Annotated in this window: 18 protein-coding genes; 7 read left to right on the top strand and 11 right to left on the bottom strand. The window is 64.5% G+C overall.

Annotated elements, in window-relative coordinates; translation table 11 throughout:
• The first annotated feature begins 23 nt into the window (after positions 1-23).
• Positions 24-386 (top strand): tRNA-binding protein, encoded by a 363-nt coding sequence (locus X566_RS12380; RefSeq protein WP_051444052.1) that lies wholly within the window; start codon positions 24-26, stop codon positions 384-386.
• Positions 387-503: 117 nt separating this feature from the next.
• Here the strand turns inward: X566_RS12380 and X566_RS12375 are convergent, their stop codons facing one another.
• Positions 504-1,769 carry a serine hydrolase gene (locus X566_RS12375; protein ID WP_034468494.1) on the bottom strand — a complete coding sequence of 422 codons (1,266 nt, stop codon included), beginning with the start codon at positions 1,767-1,769 and terminating at the stop codon, positions 504-506.
• Between the two features lie 350 nt (positions 1,770-2,119).
• Here X566_RS12375 and X566_RS12370 point away from each other — a divergent pair, with 350 nt between their 5' ends.
• Positions 2,120-2,551: a nuclear transport factor 2 family protein gene (locus tag X566_RS12370; protein ID WP_034466619.1), complete on the top strand. Its 432-nt coding sequence runs from the start codon at positions 2,120-2,122 to the stop codon at positions 2,549-2,551.
• Between the two features lie 86 nt (positions 2,552-2,637).
• On the opposite strand, the gene X566_RS12365 is transcribed toward X566_RS12370, so the two are convergent.
• Positions 2,638-2,895 carry a hypothetical protein gene (locus X566_RS12365; protein WP_244434731.1) on the bottom strand — a complete coding sequence of 86 codons (258 nt, stop codon included), beginning with the start codon at positions 2,893-2,895 and terminating at the stop codon, positions 2,638-2,640.
• Positions 2,896-3,120: 225 nt separating this feature from the next.
• On the opposite strand from X566_RS12365, the gene X566_RS12360 reads away from it, so the two are divergent.
• The 3 genes from X566_RS12360 to X566_RS25150 all read left to right on the top strand — a co-directional run bounded on the left by X566_RS12360 (position 3,121) and on the right by X566_RS25150 (position 5,211).
• On the top strand, positions 3,121-4,035 hold the full coding sequence (locus X566_RS12360; RefSeq protein ID WP_152539860.1) for a hypothetical protein: 915 nt from the start codon (positions 3,121-3,123) through the stop codon (positions 4,033-4,035).
• A 241-nt stretch (positions 4,036-4,276) separates the two neighbouring features.
• The gene (locus tag X566_RS12355; protein ID WP_034466613.1) at positions 4,277-4,714 is read left to right on the top strand and encodes a hypothetical protein; all 438 of its coding nucleotides are present in this window, start codon (positions 4,277-4,279) and stop codon (positions 4,712-4,714) included.
• A 353-nt stretch (positions 4,715-5,067) separates the two neighbouring features.
• On the top strand, positions 5,068-5,211 hold the full coding sequence (locus X566_RS25150) for a hypothetical protein (RefSeq protein WP_173402571.1): 144 nt from the start codon (positions 5,068-5,070) through the stop codon (positions 5,209-5,211).
• Positions 5,212-5,351: 140 nt separating this feature from the next.
• Here X566_RS25150 and X566_RS24685 read toward each other — a convergent pair whose 3' ends face one another.
• Genes X566_RS24685 through X566_RS12340 form a run of 3 tightly spaced genes read right to left on the bottom strand, consistent with a single transcriptional unit; the run spans position 5,352 to position 6,539 of the window.
• A complete protein-coding gene (locus X566_RS24685) occupies positions 5,352-5,546 on the bottom strand; it encodes a hypothetical protein (RefSeq protein WP_152539859.1) in 195 nt (64 codons plus the stop codon).
• A gap of 26 nt (positions 5,547-5,572) precedes the next feature.
• Positions 5,573-6,070: a MaoC family dehydratase gene (locus X566_RS12345; protein ID WP_034466610.1), complete on the bottom strand. Its 498-nt coding sequence runs from the start codon at positions 6,068-6,070 to the stop codon at positions 5,573-5,575.
• A gap of 10 nt (positions 6,071-6,080) precedes the next feature.
• Positions 6,081-6,539 carry a MaoC family dehydratase gene (locus X566_RS12340; RefSeq protein ID WP_034468486.1) on the bottom strand — a complete coding sequence of 153 codons (459 nt, stop codon included), beginning with the start codon at positions 6,537-6,539 and terminating at the stop codon, positions 6,081-6,083.
• A gap of 180 nt (positions 6,540-6,719) precedes the next feature.
• On the opposite strand from X566_RS12340, the gene X566_RS12335 reads away from it, so the two are divergent.
• Together X566_RS12335 and X566_RS12330 are read left to right on the top strand one after the other, a co-directional pair.
• Positions 6,720-7,013, top strand: a complete 294-nt coding sequence (locus X566_RS12335; protein ID WP_034466608.1) for a DUF4282 domain-containing protein — start codon at positions 6,720-6,722, stop codon at positions 7,011-7,013.
• Between the two features lie 139 nt (positions 7,014-7,152).
• The gene (locus X566_RS12330; RefSeq protein WP_152539858.1) at positions 7,153-8,283 is read left to right on the top strand and encodes a mandelate racemase/muconate lactonizing enzyme family protein; all 1,131 of its coding nucleotides are present in this window, start codon (positions 7,153-7,155) and stop codon (positions 8,281-8,283) included.
• A 29-nt stretch (positions 8,284-8,312) separates the two neighbouring features.
• On the opposite strand, the gene ychF is transcribed toward X566_RS12330, so the two are convergent.
• The 6 genes from ychF to lgt all read right to left on the bottom strand — a co-directional run bounded on the left by ychF (position 8,313) and on the right by lgt (position 13,846).
• Complete coding sequence (gene ychF / locus X566_RS12325; RefSeq protein ID WP_034466605.1) at positions 8,313-9,410, bottom strand: redox-regulated ATPase YchF; 1,098 nt, start codon at positions 9,408-9,410, stop codon at positions 8,313-8,315.
• Between the two features lie 12 nt (positions 9,411-9,422).
• Positions 9,423-10,025: an aminoacyl-tRNA hydrolase gene (gene pth / locus X566_RS12320; RefSeq protein ID WP_034466603.1), complete on the bottom strand. Its 603-nt coding sequence runs from the start codon at positions 10,023-10,025 to the stop codon at positions 9,423-9,425.
• A gap of 129 nt (positions 10,026-10,154) precedes the next feature.
• Positions 10,155-10,853 carry a 50S ribosomal protein L25/general stress protein Ctc gene (locus X566_RS12315; RefSeq protein WP_034466600.1) on the bottom strand — a complete coding sequence of 233 codons (699 nt, stop codon included), beginning with the start codon at positions 10,851-10,853 and terminating at the stop codon, positions 10,155-10,157.
• A 253-nt stretch (positions 10,854-11,106) separates the two neighbouring features.
• Positions 11,107-11,877: a peptidoglycan editing factor PgeF gene (gene pgeF, locus X566_RS12310; RefSeq protein WP_034466597.1), complete on the bottom strand. Its 771-nt coding sequence runs from the start codon at positions 11,875-11,877 to the stop codon at positions 11,107-11,109.
• A complete protein-coding gene (locus tag X566_RS12305) occupies positions 11,874-12,944 on the bottom strand; it encodes a class I SAM-dependent methyltransferase (protein ID WP_051444203.1) in 1,071 nt (356 codons plus the stop codon). The genes pgeF and X566_RS12305 overlap by 4 nt, the downstream gene beginning before the upstream one ends.
• Positions 12,945-13,000: 56 nt before the next feature.
• Positions 13,001-13,846 (bottom strand): prolipoprotein diacylglyceryl transferase, encoded by an 846-nt coding sequence (lgt, locus tag X566_RS12300; protein ID WP_034466587.1) that lies wholly within the window; start codon positions 13,844-13,846, stop codon positions 13,001-13,003.
• Between the last annotated feature and the right edge of the window lie 23 nt (positions 13,847-13,869).

The following is a 13,869-nucleotide window of genomic DNA, read 5'->3' as shown; positions in this document are numbered from 1 at the left end:
GCAACATCCTCACGGTGACGAGCATGACCGAGACGACCGGCCCGAGCGATCCGAAACCGACCATCAGCTACGACCAGTTTGCCGCCGTGGACCTGCGCATCGGCCGCGTGCTGGAGGTGCAGCCGTTCCCGAAGGCGCGCAATCCGTCGTGGAAGGTGCGCGTCGATCTCGGCACGCTCGGCGAGAAGTGGTCGAGCGCGCAGATCACCAACTACAGCGCTGAGCAGCTGGTCGGCTCGCAGGTGGTCTGCGTCTGCAACTTCGCCCCGCGCAACATCGCCGGCTTCATGTCGGAGGTGCTGATCCTTGGCGCGGCGGACGCGGACGGCAAGGTGATCCTGCTGTCGCCGCGCAGCGCGGTCGCGCCGGGCGAGAAGGTCTACTGACGGCGCACGACATCCGGCCGCGACACGGGCTTGCGAACGACAAAGGCCGCAGGCGAAACCTGCGGCCTTCTCGTCGACAACCTCCTCGGCGCCGCGCGTTGATGCGCCGCGCGCCGCTCAGCACAGGCTCTCGGTGATCGCCGAGTAGACCAGCGTGCGCAGCTCGCGCCGCACAGGGTATGCGCCGGACGGCAGCACCTGCGTCATGAAGATCGCGATCAGCTCCTCCGCCGGATCGACCCAGAACGACGTCGTCGCAGCGCCGCCCCACGAATACTCGCCCTTGCTGCCGGGGATCAGCGTCAGCGCCGGATCGATCGTCACCGAGAAGCCGAGGCCGAAGCCGATGCCGTTGTAGGCGGCTTCCGCAAACAGCGAGCGCGACAGGTCCGGCAGATATTTGCCGCCCGGCAGGTGGTTGCTGGTCATCAGCTGCAGCGTCTTCGGGCTCAGCAGCCGTACCCCGCCGATCTCGCCGTTGTGGATCAGCGCGCGGCAGAAGGTGAGATAGTCGGCGGCTGTGCTGACAAGACCGCCGCCGCCGGAAATGAACGACGGCGCTTCGAGGTAGCTCGACGTCTTCGGATCGTCCTGCAGCACCTTGCCGCCCTTGCCGTCGGCGGAATAGCAGGCGGCGAAGCGATCGGCCTTCGCCGATGGCACATGAAAGCCGGTGTCGGTCATGCCGAGCGGATCGAAGATGCGCTCCTTCAGGAACTGCTCGAACGGCTGGCCGGAGATCACCTGCACCAGGTAGCCGAGCACGTCGGTCGAGACCGAGTAATTCCAGGCTTCACCGGGCGAGAACTCCAGCGGCAGCTTCGACAGGCCCTCGATCATGCTCTGCATGGTGCCGGACTTCTCGACCTCGCCGATCTTCATGTGGCGGTAGGCGCCGTCGACCATCGAGCGGTTCTGGAAGCCGTAGGTCAGTCCCGAGGTGTGGCGCAGCAGATCGACGATCTGCATCGGCCGCGCCACGGGGCGCGTGATGAACTGCGGCACCGGCGGCGGCTTCGAGCCCAGCGACGGCATGCCGCCCATGAACACGGCCAGGTTCTTCCACTCGGGGATATATTTGTGCACCGGCTCGTCGATCGCGACGCGGCCCTCTTCCACCAGCATCATGAAGGCGACCGAGGTGATCGGCTTGGTCATCGAATAGATGCGGAACAGAGTGTCGTCCTTCACCGCTACCTTGCGCTCGACGTCGGCGAAGCCCTGCACCGCCGAATGCACGATCTTGCCGCGGCGGTAGATCAGCGTCTGCGTGCCCGGGAAGCGGCCGGTATCGATGTAGTTGCGCTTCAGATGATCCTCGAGGCGACTAAGACGGGCCGAGGACATGCCGACCGATTCCGGCGAGGCGGACGGGGCAGTCAGAGAGTGGGCGGACATCGCGATTCGCTCCCGGAGCAGGGTTATGTGTTGCTGTTGTTCAGGCGTCAGGGGGAAAGAAGGAAACGGCTGACGCGCAATTCTGACCGCAAATGCCCCGGCGCGGTCAACCCTTGCCGCAACCCGGCGCCTGCCACGTCGCGGAGCCGTGCCACGCCCGGCCTCACCGCATCCGGGATTCCGCATTTCCGCAATGCAGAAATCAATGGTTGCATTCTTGCTGCAACGCAATTATTTGCACCAGCACTCAGTGAAATGCAGCATCTGGCTCGGCGCGTTGGCAGCGCCCTGGAGAGCCTTTGCTGTCGGCCAATCGACCATCAGGATTAGCGGCAATGTCGGGGCATCCCCTCTGGACGTTCGCGCATGCGTTGCGGAAAGGCTTCGGGCGTCAGGACGCCGCGGAGATCGCGCCAAGCCTGCACGACGATATCGAATGGGCCATCTTCGGGCCGATCGACATGTTTCCCTATCTCGGCGCGCGTCAGGGCAAGGAGGCCGCGACGGCGGCGATCCGCCAGATCGTCGGCAACTTCCGTCTCCACAAGTTCAAGCAGGAGGACGTGGTTCTCGGCGAAGGCTCGGCCTCGGCACTGTTACGCTGCTCGTTCAATGCAGCCGAGAACGGCCGGCCGATCAGCGTGCGCATCGCCACCTTCATGCGCTTCCGCGAGGATAAGCTGACGAGCCTGCGCGCGGTGATCGATACGTTCGATCTGGTCGAGCAGGCGCTCGGCCGACCGATCGATCTGCCGGTAACGGCCTGATCGCGCGCAATACGCATGAGCGCACGCAAAAAGGCCCCGCCGAGCGGGGGCCTTTCGTCGTTGGGCAATTGCCGTCGGAGTACCGATCAGCGCTCGATGATCACCGTCCGTCCCGGACGGCGATGATGATAGGGCCGATCCCAGCCGCGACGGCGGTCGATGATCACCGTATCGCCGCGGCGATAGTGGCGCCGGCCTTCGTAGCGATAGCGATCGTGGTAGTGCGGGCGCTCGACACCAATCCGGACACCCGGCGCGCCCACATAGGGCTTGATGCCTTGGGCCGACGCCGGCAGCGTCAAAATCAGGGTTGCCGCAGCGGCCATGAATGCAAGTGTCTTCACACGCTCCTCCTCATTCGCCTGTCGAGATCAAATGCGCGAGAGCAACGTATGTTCCCGCACCGGATTCAACAACCCGCCACAATTGCGATAGAAATCGTGAACGAAGCTGTGGAACATTGCGCCGGCAATCTTTCACCCGTGCTTTCAATCACCGCGACGAGGCGACGGCAGCGCCTCGCAAGTTCAGTGCATCACGTGACCTTCGCACCCATCCGGATTTCCGCCTTGCTGGCCGCCACACTGTGCCTGTGCGCCATGTTGCCGATCGTGCCTGCTGCCGCCGACTGGCAGCTGCCGCCCGAAGCCTCAGCGGCGCCGGAGCAGACCGCGCAGGAGCCGATGCCAGCTGACGATGCGACCAGCACAGGCGACGCGGAAGGCGCCGCCACACCCGCCATGTCCGTCGCCGTTCCGGACGACAGCGATATCGACTGGGATGCGCTGAACGCGCCGCTCGACCGCCCCTATGTCCCGACGCCGAAACTGCGCAGCGCGCCATTGCCTGCGCCGGTCGAAGCCACATGGTCGCGCAACGATCGGCCGGACGGAGCGGCAGCGCTGTCGCTGAAACGGCCGGTTAGTCCGTTCTGGGATACAAAGGCCGGACTGGACCTCGATGTCGCGACCCAAGCGTCACCGCTCACCACGCCTGCGACATTGCCGGACAAGCTCGCCAGCGACCGCCGTTTACAAAACTCGCAAGGCTCGGCGTGGATCACCGCGAAGGCCCCGGGCGTGCCCTATCTGTCGGATCAGGTCTCGCTCGAAGCGCGGCTCAACCCCTCGAGCGAGACGCGGCTCGGCGCTGCGTTCTCCAAGGCGGTGCCGCTGTGGGGCGAGCAGTTCTCGCTGACGCTGCGCAACGGCTACACCGTCATCCAACACGACGGACTGCCGGGATTGCCTGGCGCGCGCAGCCGCAGCCTCGAGATGGAGCGATCAGCCCGGCTGAACATCACCGACACCGGCACGTCGTTCGTCGCCGGCCAGTCGCTGGCGGCAGGTGGAAACCGCTGGTTGCACAGGATCGGCGCGGAGCAGGCCCTGTTCGGCGGCCTCAGCATCGCCGGATCGCTGGATGAACGTGAGGGCGGCCCCAACAGCGCCAGCATCACTGCGGGCTTCAAGAAGAGCTGGTGAGCGGCCGATGCGCGTGTCGATGGAACCGACGCAGCAGCTTCCTAGCAGCCTTGGCCACGGTCCGGGTGATTAACCCATCCTCAACCGGTCGTTGGCTATTCGTTAGCGACGATCGGAAATAACCGAAGCATTGCCGCAACTTCGCCCCTCTGTGGCCAAAATCGGCTGACCTGATCGCGACTATTACGTCGTCGTGCGGGGGACATCCGCTTGCGAAGTGTTCAACCAAGGGAAAGAGCCGATGAACGCAATTCCATCCGAGAAGCCTGAGGCGACCGAAGAGAGCACCGACCTCTCGGCCAACAACCTTTCGGCTGTGACGGAAGTCGAAGCTGGTATCCGTGACTTCGTGCGCAACGATATCGCTTATCTGCGCCGGCCGGGACAAACGTCGACGACCGCAACGACGGCGAGCGATCCGTCATCGGACAGCGACGCCACCGTCAAGAACGTCAACTCGCTGATCCAGCGCGTTGCCGGCACCTCGCTCGGCGAAATCGAGAATCTCATCAGCGAACTCGAAAGCCTGCGCGACCTGCTGCATGCGGAAGGTCAGCGTGTCCAACGCGAGATCGCCGGCTACGCGCATCTTAGCCAGGCGGCGATGAAATCGACGCGGATCATTGCGGAAAACCTGGCGCAGTGGAAAAGCGCCTCCGAGGATATCCGCAAGCCCTGATCATCGGAGCAGGCCCACGCCTGCCCTGACAAAGGCTCCCTCCTGCTGTCGCCGCGTCTTCGTCAGGACGCGGCGATAGTTTTTCCAGCTTCTGCGCCGCGTGAGACGACAACGCCGGCTTGCGATGTCCATGGGCAGCGACGCCATCCTGAACCTATTGCCTCCAGCCGCGACTAATCCTGACGCCCCGCACCGGGCTGAGTTGCGAGGGGCGTGGCCGTTCGACGGACCGGCTAAAGCATGATCGGAAAAGTGCCAAGCGGTTTTCCGGAAAGATCACGCTTAAACAACGAGCTAACGCGCGAGGATGATTCATCCAAATCTCATCGCGCTTTAGGCACGAGGGGGCTTGAATGAAAACGGTTCGGCCGGACAATCCGGCGCCTATTCCCACGCGCGACGGGCGCCCGCAGATGGGCAAGATCATCCTGCGTTTCGCTGTCCTGCTGGCGGTCGCGGTTGGTGTGCTGCTCTTGATCTGGACGGCTCGGCCGTGATGCGCCGTCGCTGATCGCGATGCGGCCCTGGATGAGCGCTCGCTCTCAACCCGCTTGCACGCGACAAACGCGAGCGCTCCACTCGTACGGCATCAGCCCACCGATCGGGAGGCTTCAACGATGCGGTCGCAAAGAAGGGCTTATTCGGCCAGCTCGGAGGCTTCCAGCGAGTAGTGGCCATCGGCATGGCCCTTGACCACGAGGGCGGTGGTCAACATCACGGCAATCGTGATGCTTGCGAACAGCAATCCTACCACTTTCAGCGCCTTATGGTCCGCCATTGTCGTCCCCAGCCGTATCGGCTTTTCGTCGGCCATACCCTTGGTCGGGTTCACGCTAAGATCCAATTCTTAATGCAAGGTTATCGATGCGGCGAAACGGTGTTCGCCGTGCGGCACGGCAGAAACACCGAATTCTCGAAGGTCAGCACCACCTCGCCACGCTGATTGGTCGCAATCGTCTTGCCGAAGACGATGCCCCAACCGGGCCGCGAGGCCAGCAGCCGCTTCGACGTCACCTCGTAGACATAGCTGATGGTGTCGCCGGCCAGGACCGGCCGCGGCCAGCGAAGATTCTTGAAGCCTGGCGACGGACCGCTCTGCGCAACCTCTTCACCGCGCTCGCGCGCCGCCTTCGCCTGCCGCGCCATGTAGGCAACCAGCAGCTTCATGTAGACCGAGGCCGTATGCCAGCCGGAGGCCGCGAGCCCGCCGAACAACGATGCCTTGCCAGCCGCCTCACTGAGATGAAAAGTCTGCGGATCGAACTGGCTGGCGAACGCCTTGATCGCGTCGGCGGTGAAGGTGAACGAGCCAAGCTCGTGCCGTGTACTGATTTCACTGTCTTCGAAGAAATTCACGGCGCGCTACTCATTCGTTCGCTGTAGCCGCGCGACGGCCAAACAGGCCGTTGCTGACGATGCTCATCAGGCAGGTGCCGGCGGCGTTGAACAGCTCGGCACGCATCTTGACGATGCCGCTGTCCGGACGGGTCCTGGAGACCCGCGCCTCCTCGACATGAACCTGCAGTGTCAGTTCGTCGCCCGGCCGCAGCGGCGCGAGCCACTTCACCTCGTCGACACCGAGACCGCCGAGCGAGGCGGCACGATGGAGAAAACCATCCACCTGCATGCGCATCGCCAGGGCGCACATGTGCCAGCCCGAGCCGGACAGGCCGCCCGCCAGCGAATGCTTTGCCGCCTCCTCGTCCAGGTGCATCGGCTGCGGATCGAATTCAGACGCGAACGCGATCAGTTCCTCCCGCGTGACGTGGCGGGGCCCGAAGGTGGCGAAATGGCCGGGCCGAAAGTCTTCGAAGGTCAGCTGCATGAAGGAAAGATGTGAGAGACGCGGAAAATTGGGGACGAATTGCGGCGGCAATCCGATTGTCGCCGTTATTATAGGCGAGCAGAAACCTGATAACCAGATTCGGGGCAGCTCTGCATATCGGCTATCCTGCTGCGCAACGTTTGCTGCGGCCGGTAGCAATGCCGAGCGAGGAGGCACGTTATGTTCGATTGGAAAGACCTTTTTCAGTGGGATCGGTTCATCACGCCGACCATCATCAAAATCTTCTATTGGCTCGCCATCGTGCTCGCCGTTCTGTACGGCCTTTCGGGCATCTTCACCGGGCTCACGGCGATGGCGATCAATCCGTTCGGCGGGTTTGTGATCGTTCTCGCCAGCATCGCCGGTGTGCTGGCCGGCGTGATCTTCGCGCGCGTCGCCGCGGAATTCGTGCTGATCGTGTTCCGCATCAATGAGCATCTCGGCGCGATCCGCGAGCAAGGCGAGCGCCGCTAATCCTCAGCCCTCGCGACTCCACCTCCAGCGCATGCGGATATCCGGCGCGGCTCTGCATTGATGCCGGCCCGTAAACGCGGGATAGTCAGATCCCGGTTCCATATCGGACCGGGACAGCCCAACCGATGCGGGAGTGGCCGTGATCGTCAGCAATGGGATCGCCGACAAGGCGATCATCAGCAAGGTGGATGCCATCCACGTCGCGGTCCCCTACAGCTATGACCGTCCCGCGTCGTCCAACCGATCGGCAATCTGGCCGACCATCGATACCGTGCTGGTCCGCATCGAGACCGACACCGGCCTCGTCGGCTGGGGCGAAGCCTTCGGCTTCATGGCCTGTGCGACGACGAAGCGCGCGATCGACACATTGATTGCACCACTCTGCGTCGGCCGCGATGCGACCGACATCGCAGGGCTGATGGACGAGTTGTTCCGCAAGCTGCATCTCTATGGCCGCAGCGGTCCGGTGCTGTACGGCTTGTCTGGTATCGATACCGCACTCTGGGACATCGCCGGCAAGATCGCGGGCAAGCCGCTCCACCGGCTGCTGTCCGATGCGCCTGCGCCAGTCACCGAGCTGCCCGCCTATGCGAGCCTGCTGCGCTATGGCGACGTCGAGACGGTCGCGCGATCGTCGCGCCGAGCGCTGGCGCAAGGCTTCAGCGCGATCAAGCTGCACGAGATTGGCGCTGCGGAAGTGGCCGCCTGCCGGGCCGCGATCGGACCCGACGCGGCGCTGATGATCGACATGAACTGCCCGTGGTCGTGCGAGGAAGCGCTGGCGATGGCGAAAGCTTTCGCGCCGTCCAATCCGGCCTGGATGGAAGAGCCGATCTGGCCGCCGGATGATTTCACAGCAATGGCGGCGTTCACGGCCGGGACACCGATCAAGCTCGCAGCGGGCGAGAATGCCGGCTCGCTCGAGGAGTTCGAGCGGCTGATCGACGTCGGCCGCGTCGCGATCATCCAGCCCAGCGTCAACAAGGTCGGCGGCATCTCGCAGATGATGCGCATCATCAATCTCGCGCAGGCGCGCGGCGTCGCGGTGGCACCGCATTCGCCTTACTTCGGCCCGGGCCTGGCCGCGACCGTGCATCTGATCGCGGCGCGGCTGCCGGACAGCATGGTGGAATGGTATTTCTGCGAACTGGCCGCGCGTCCGTTCGGCGGCGCCATCAATGCCAGCAACGGACGCGTACGCGTGCCGCAAGCGCCGGGCCTTGGCGTCGGCCCCGACGAAGCCGCGATCGAACGCTTCCGGGTGGCGTGAGCCGCCGCGCTGAACGCGGCCCCCGACGATCAGGTGGCGAAGCGGAAATGCAGCACGTCGCCGTCGGCGACGACGTAGTCCTTGCCCTCGAGCCGCAGCTTGCCGGCATCGCGCGCGCCCGCCTCGCCGCCGAGCGCGACGTAGTCCTCGTACGCAATCGTCTCGCTGCGAATGAAGCCGCGCTCGAAGTCGGTGTGGATCACACCGGCCGCCTGCGGCGCCTTGGTGCCGCGGCTGATAGTCCAGGCCCGCGCCTCTTTCGGACCGACGGTGAAATAGGTGATCAGATGCAAGAGGTCGTAGCCGGCGCGGATCAGCCGGTCGAGACCGGCCTCCTCCAGCCCCAACGTTTCGAGGAACTCGGCCCGTTCGGCGCGGGAGAGCGTCGCGATCTCCGATTCGATCTTCGCCGAGATGACCACGGCGACCGCGCCCTCCTCCTTGGCGCGCTGCTGCACCTTCTGCGAGAAGGCGTTGCCGTCCTTGGCCGAGCCTTCCTCGACGTTGCAGACATAGACGACCGGCTTCGACGTCATCAGACCGAGCATGCGAAACGAGCGCTCCTCTTCGGCCTTGCGCTCGACCATCCGCGCCGGCTTGCCCTCACGCAGCAGCGCCAGCGAGCGATTGACGAGTTCGAGCAGCTCCTTCGCTTCCTTGTCGTTGCCACGCGCTTTCTTGGTGAGATTGTCGACGCGCTTCTCGAGGCTGTCGAGATCGGCGAGCATCAGCTCGGTCTCGATCGTCTCGATGTCGGCGATCGGATCGATCTTGCCCTCGACATGGGTGATGTCGGAATCCTCGAAGCACCGCACCACATGGGCGATCGCGTCGACCTCGCGGATGTTGGCGAGGAACTGGTTGCCGAGTCCCTCGCCCTTCGACGCGCCACGCACGAGGCCGGCGATATCGACGAAGGTCAGCCGCGTCGGAATGATCTGCTGCGACTTGGCAAGCGCCGCGAGCTTCTCCAGCCGCGGATCCGGCACGGCCACCTCACCGACATTCGGCTCGATGGTGCAGAACGGATAGTTCGCAGCCTGCGCGGCCGCGGTCTCCGTCAGTGCGTTGAAGAGCGTCGACTTGCCGACATTCGGCAGTCCGACGATGCCGCATTTGAATCCCATAGCTGCCTCAACCTATTTCGACGCGCTGTCGTCGCCGCCGAAACCCTTTGCCTGCATCGCCAGATGCACCTTGTTCTGAAAACTCGCGTCCTGACCGGTCGCGATCAGCCCCGCATTGTCGGCGATCGCGTCCGTCATCGCCTCGACCCACGCCCGCTCCGCCTTGGCGAAATCGTTCAGCACGTAGGCGTGCACCAGCTCCTTCACGCCAGGATGACCGATGCCGATGCGAATCCTGCGAAACGCGTTGCCGACATGGGCGTCGATCGAACGCAGGCCGTTGTGCCCTGCATTGCCGCCGCCGACCTTGATGCGCAGCTTCGCCGGCGGAAGATCGAGCTCGTCGTGAAACACGACGATATCGCCAAGCCCCAGCTTGAAGAACTTCGCCGCCTCGCCGACCGACTGGCCGGATTCGTTCATGTAGGTCGTGGGCTTGAGCAGGATGACGCGCTCGCGCTCCAGCGTGCCTTCGGCGGTCTCGCCTTGAAAGCGACGGCGCCATGGAGCGAATCCATGACGCCGGGCGATTTCATCGACGGCCATGAAGCCGATATTGTGTCGGTTCCCCTGGTATTTGGCGCCAGGATTGCCGAGCCCAACAAAGAGACGCATGACGCGGCTCCTAGACCACGATGATCCTGGGCCGACGACCCAAGATCATGCGCGTGATCGATCCACGAACCCCGACCACGATGCCGTCCGAAAACCGCTTGGCCCGTTCCGGCATCATGCTCTCGCGCGTTACTTCTTCGCGCCGCCTCCAGCCGGAGCCTTCGCGGCTGCCGGAGCGGCACCGGCCGCAGGTGCAGCGGCACCAGCCGCGGGCGCAGCAGCGGCGCCTTCGGCACCCGCAGCAGCCTTCTGCTCCTCAGCGTAGCCCGACGGCGGAACGATGGTCACGAGCGTCGCATCGCCGCGCGAAACCGGCTTGGTGCCGGTCGGCAGACCGACGTCAGACAGGTGGACCGAGTTGTTGATTTCGAGCGCCGAGACATCGACCTCGATGAACTGCGGAATGTTCTCGACCGAAGCCTCGAGATCGATCGTGTGGGTGACGATGTTGACCGTGCCACCGCGCTTCACGCCCGGCGAGACTTCGGCGCCCTTCACATGCAGCGGAACGCTGACGCGGATGGTCGCGCCTTCGCCGAGGCGAAGGAAATCGACATGCAGCGGGAAATCCTTGACCGGATCGAGGTGATAGTCGCGCGGAATCACGCGATGCTTCTGGCCATCGAGCTCGATGTTGAAGATCGTGGTGAGGAAGTGACCGGCGAAGATGCGCTGACGCAGCTCACGGTCGTCCACCGAGATCGGAAGCGGGGCTTTGTTGTCACCATAAATCACGGCCGGAACCCGGCCGGCGCGACGCTCTGCCCGGGCGGCCCCCTTGCCGCTCTTCGGACGTGCGGTCGCCTTCAATTCCCTGACGGTCGCCATCGTTTAAGTCCTCTTCGAATGGAAAAGGCCGCCTGAGCGGCCCATCTCTCTGTGATGCATGATCTTTTCCGGAAAACGGTATCCACTCTTCCGGATCATGCAGGGTTGCCGCAGCAAGCCTCCAGGGGTGCGGGGGCCACGGACGGGCGGCTTATAGCCCCGAAGCGGCGAATTGACAAGGAAATGGGCCAAAAACCCGCAAAATGCTGCACCCAGCGAGCGCAGGGCCCAAATCGGCCTAAAACGGCCCGATTCAGCCGTCCAGCACGATGGCGTGGACGTGGCGGCCATAATCCGGCTCCTTGCGATGGGTCGAGCGGCGGTAGCTGTAGAAGCTCGCCTCGTCGGCATAGGTGCAGAGATCCAGGTCATCGACCATCAGCACCCCCGCCTTCTGCAACCGGGCATGGATGTACCCGGCCAAATCGAACATCGCATGGCCATGGCGCGAGGCCGAGGCGAAGAAGCGCGCGTTGTCCACGTCCGCCTCCTCGAAGCGGCTGATGAAGTCGAGGCCGACCTCGTAGTTGCGCTGGCGGATCATCGGCCCAATCGCCGCGATCACGCCATCGCGGGAGGCGCCCAAGGTCTCCATCGCATCGAGCGTGCTTTCCAGCACGCCCGTCAGCGCACCCTTCCAACCGGCATGGGCGGCGCCGATCACCTTCGCCGTGGGATCGACGAACAGGACCGGCCCGCAATCCGCGGTGGTCACACCGAGCGCGACACCCGGCACCTTCGTCACCATCGCATCGGCCTTCGGCCGCGCGGCCGTGTCCCAAGGCCGATCGACCACCACCACGTCCGGCGAATGCACCTGATACAGCGTCAGCAACTTATCCGGTGCCACCGCGAGCGCTGCCGCCATCCGCTGCCGGTTCTCTTGCACCTTGTCCGGGTCGTCGTTCGACCCAAGCCCGCCGTTCAGTCCCGCATAGATGCCCGCGGACACACCGCCCGCGCGGGTGAAGAAGGCATGCCGGATGCCCGGCACCGTCGACAGCAACAAGGATTCCAGCATCATGTCGGCCTTTCAGCGTCGGAGCCGTCGGTCAGCCCGGGCAGTGTCCGCAACTGCGGGTCGGATACGCCGAGCACCTTAAACAGTGCCCCCATCGCGCCGCGGCCTGTGCCGGTCAGCCGCCGCAGCGCGGTGGTGATGTCGGCCTGCACCTGGGCGCTCGCCTTGTTCATCAGCGCAGCGGCGCGGGTCTCGATGCCGAGGCGGATCAGGAACTCGCCCTGCTCCAGCGGCCCGTGCAGCCGCGCACCGGCATCCTCCGCGCCGAGCGCGAGCGCCTGAAAGTCCACATGCGCGGTCAGGTCAGCCTGGCCCGGATTGCGTAAGGGGTCGGCGAAGGTGTGTCGCGCGATCGCCTGGAAGGTATCGCCCGCGTCGCTGCGCACATGGCCATAGTCGATGATCAGCGCGGCGCCGCCGAAATCCCTGACCCGCCGCGCGATCCGCATGATCTCATGGTTCGGCCGCCACTCGAAGATCGCGCCCACCGGCGCCGCGCGCACCAGCGGCGGCAGCAGCAGTTCGAAATGTTTCAGCGGCGCCGCCGACGCACCAAAGACGAGCTGGCCATTGCTGTTGAGATCGACCACGCGCTCGTGCCAGCCGGTCTCCTGGCGGATCACCTGATGCACCGGCAGGGCATCGAAATACTCGTTGGCGAGGATGATCGAGGGACCGTCAGGAACCTCGTCGAGACTCGTGTGCCAGGTGACATTCGCGTTCGCGCGCGGGCCCTGCAGGGTCTCCCTCTGCCTGTCAACCAGCGCCGGATTGATCTCGACCATATGGATCGACGCCACCTGCTGAAACGCAGGCAGCACGCGGATCGCACGCAGCATGTCCGCCATCATGGTGCCGCGGCCGGGGCCAAGCTCGATCAGCCGCAAGGTGTCTGGCGTACCCATCGACCGCCACACCGCCGCGGCCCACAGGCCGAGCAGTTCGCCGAACATCTGACTGACTTCCGGCGCGGTGATGAAATCGCCCTCGCGCCCCAACGGGTCGCGGATCATGTAGTAACCGTGCTCGGGATGGGTGAGGCATATCTCCATGTAGCGCGCCACCGGCATCGGCCCCGCCGAGCGAATCAGATTGCGGATTTCGGCGCTGAGAGACAGGTGGGCGCTCACGATAGACCTTGATTAGCGGGCGGCCGCGCGCGTCGCGGCCGGCGCAGAGCCCATACCACAAAAGCGATGCCGGCGGCGATCATCGGCAGCGACAGCAGCATGCCCATAGTCAATCCTCCCCACAGGAAACCGAGTTGCGGATCAGGCTCGCGGAATAATTCGCTGACAATGCGTGCCAGTCCGTAGCCAATGGCGAAGGTTCCGATGATCAGGCCGGGCCGCTTCAAGGCGCCACCGCGGATCATCAGCGCCAATACGACGAACAGCACGATGCCTTCCAGCGCGGCCTCGTAAAGCTGGCTCGGATGACGCGGCAACGGCCCGCCGGTGGGAAACACGAAGGCCCAGGGCATGTCGGTGACGCGCCCCCACAGTTCGCCGTTGATGAAGTTGGCGATGCGGCCAAGGAACAAACCGATCGGACCGACCGCACAGGTGACGTCGCCGAGCGAGAGCACCGGCACCTTGTTGCGCCAGCCGAACAACAGCACGGCGACGACGCAGCCGAGGAAGCCGCCATGGAACGACATGCCGCCGTTCCACAACTGCAAGATTTCCAGCGGATGCTGAGCGAAGTAACCCAGGTTGTAGAACAGCACATAGCCGGTGCGGCCGCCGAGGATGATGCCGAGCGTCACCCACAGCACGAAGTCGTCGAACTGCAGCGTGGAAATCGGCGCGGGCCCTCCCCACAGCCTCTCCGAACGCAGGATCGCGCGCGCATAGAGCCACCCGAGGACGATGCCCGCGATATAGGCGAGCGCATACCAGCGCACGGCGAACGGGCCGATCGCAATCGCCACCGGATCGAAGACGGGAAAGGTGAGCGCCAGTTGCGGCATGCGATTACAAGACCTTGCTGTCG

Source organism: Afipia sp. P52-10, from assembly GCF_000516555.1.
Lineage (GTDB): Bacteria > Pseudomonadota > Alphaproteobacteria > Rhizobiales > Xanthobacteraceae > P52-10.
Note: the sequence above shows the minus strand (reverse complement) of the source record. Positions and strands in the feature narration are given on the sequence as shown.

What these genes read in the sequence shown, in the direction of transcription:
- X566_RS12380 (WP_051444052.1), top strand. Translation starts at nt 24, where the DNA reads ATGACCGAGACGACCGGCCCGAGCGATCCGAAACCGACCATCAGCTAC.
- X566_RS12370 (WP_034466619.1), top strand. Translation starts at nt 2,120, where the DNA reads ATGTCGGGGCATCCCCTCTGGACGTTCGCGCATGCGTTGCGGAAAGGC.
- X566_RS12355 (WP_034466613.1), top strand. Translation starts at nt 4,277, where the DNA reads ATGAACGCAATTCCATCCGAGAAGCCTGAGGCGACCGAAGAGAGCACC.
- X566_RS25150 (WP_173402571.1), top strand. Translation starts at nt 5,068, where the DNA reads ATGAAAACGGTTCGGCCGGACAATCCGGCGCCTATTCCCACGCGCGAC.
- X566_RS12340 (WP_034468486.1), bottom strand. Translation starts at nt 6,539, where the DNA reads ATGCAGCTGACCTTCGAAGACTTTCGGCCCGGCCATTTCGCCACCTTC.
- X566_RS12335 (WP_034466608.1), top strand. Translation starts at nt 6,720, where the DNA reads ATGTTCGATTGGAAAGACCTTTTTCAGTGGGATCGGTTCATCACGCCG.
- ychF (WP_034466605.1), bottom strand. Translation starts at nt 9,410, where the DNA reads ATGGGATTCAAATGCGGCATCGTCGGACTGCCGAATGTCGGCAAGTCG.
- pth (WP_034466603.1), bottom strand. Translation starts at nt 10,025, where the DNA reads ATGCGTCTCTTTGTTGGGCTCGGCAATCCTGGCGCCAAATACCAGGGG.
- X566_RS12315 (WP_034466600.1), bottom strand. Translation starts at nt 10,853, where the DNA reads ATGGCGACCGTCAGGGAATTGAAGGCGACCGCACGTCCGAAGAGCGGC.
- pgeF (WP_034466597.1), bottom strand. Translation starts at nt 11,877, where the DNA reads ATGATGCTGGAATCCTTGTTGCTGTCGACGGTGCCGGGCATCCGGCAT.
- X566_RS12305 (WP_051444203.1), bottom strand. Translation starts at nt 12,944, where the DNA reads ATGCCGGTGGCGCGCTACATGGAGATATGCCTCACCCATCCCGAGCAC.
- lgt (WP_034466587.1), bottom strand. Translation starts at nt 13,846, where the DNA reads ATGCCGCAACTGGCGCTCACCTTTCCCGTCTTCGATCCGGTGGCGATT.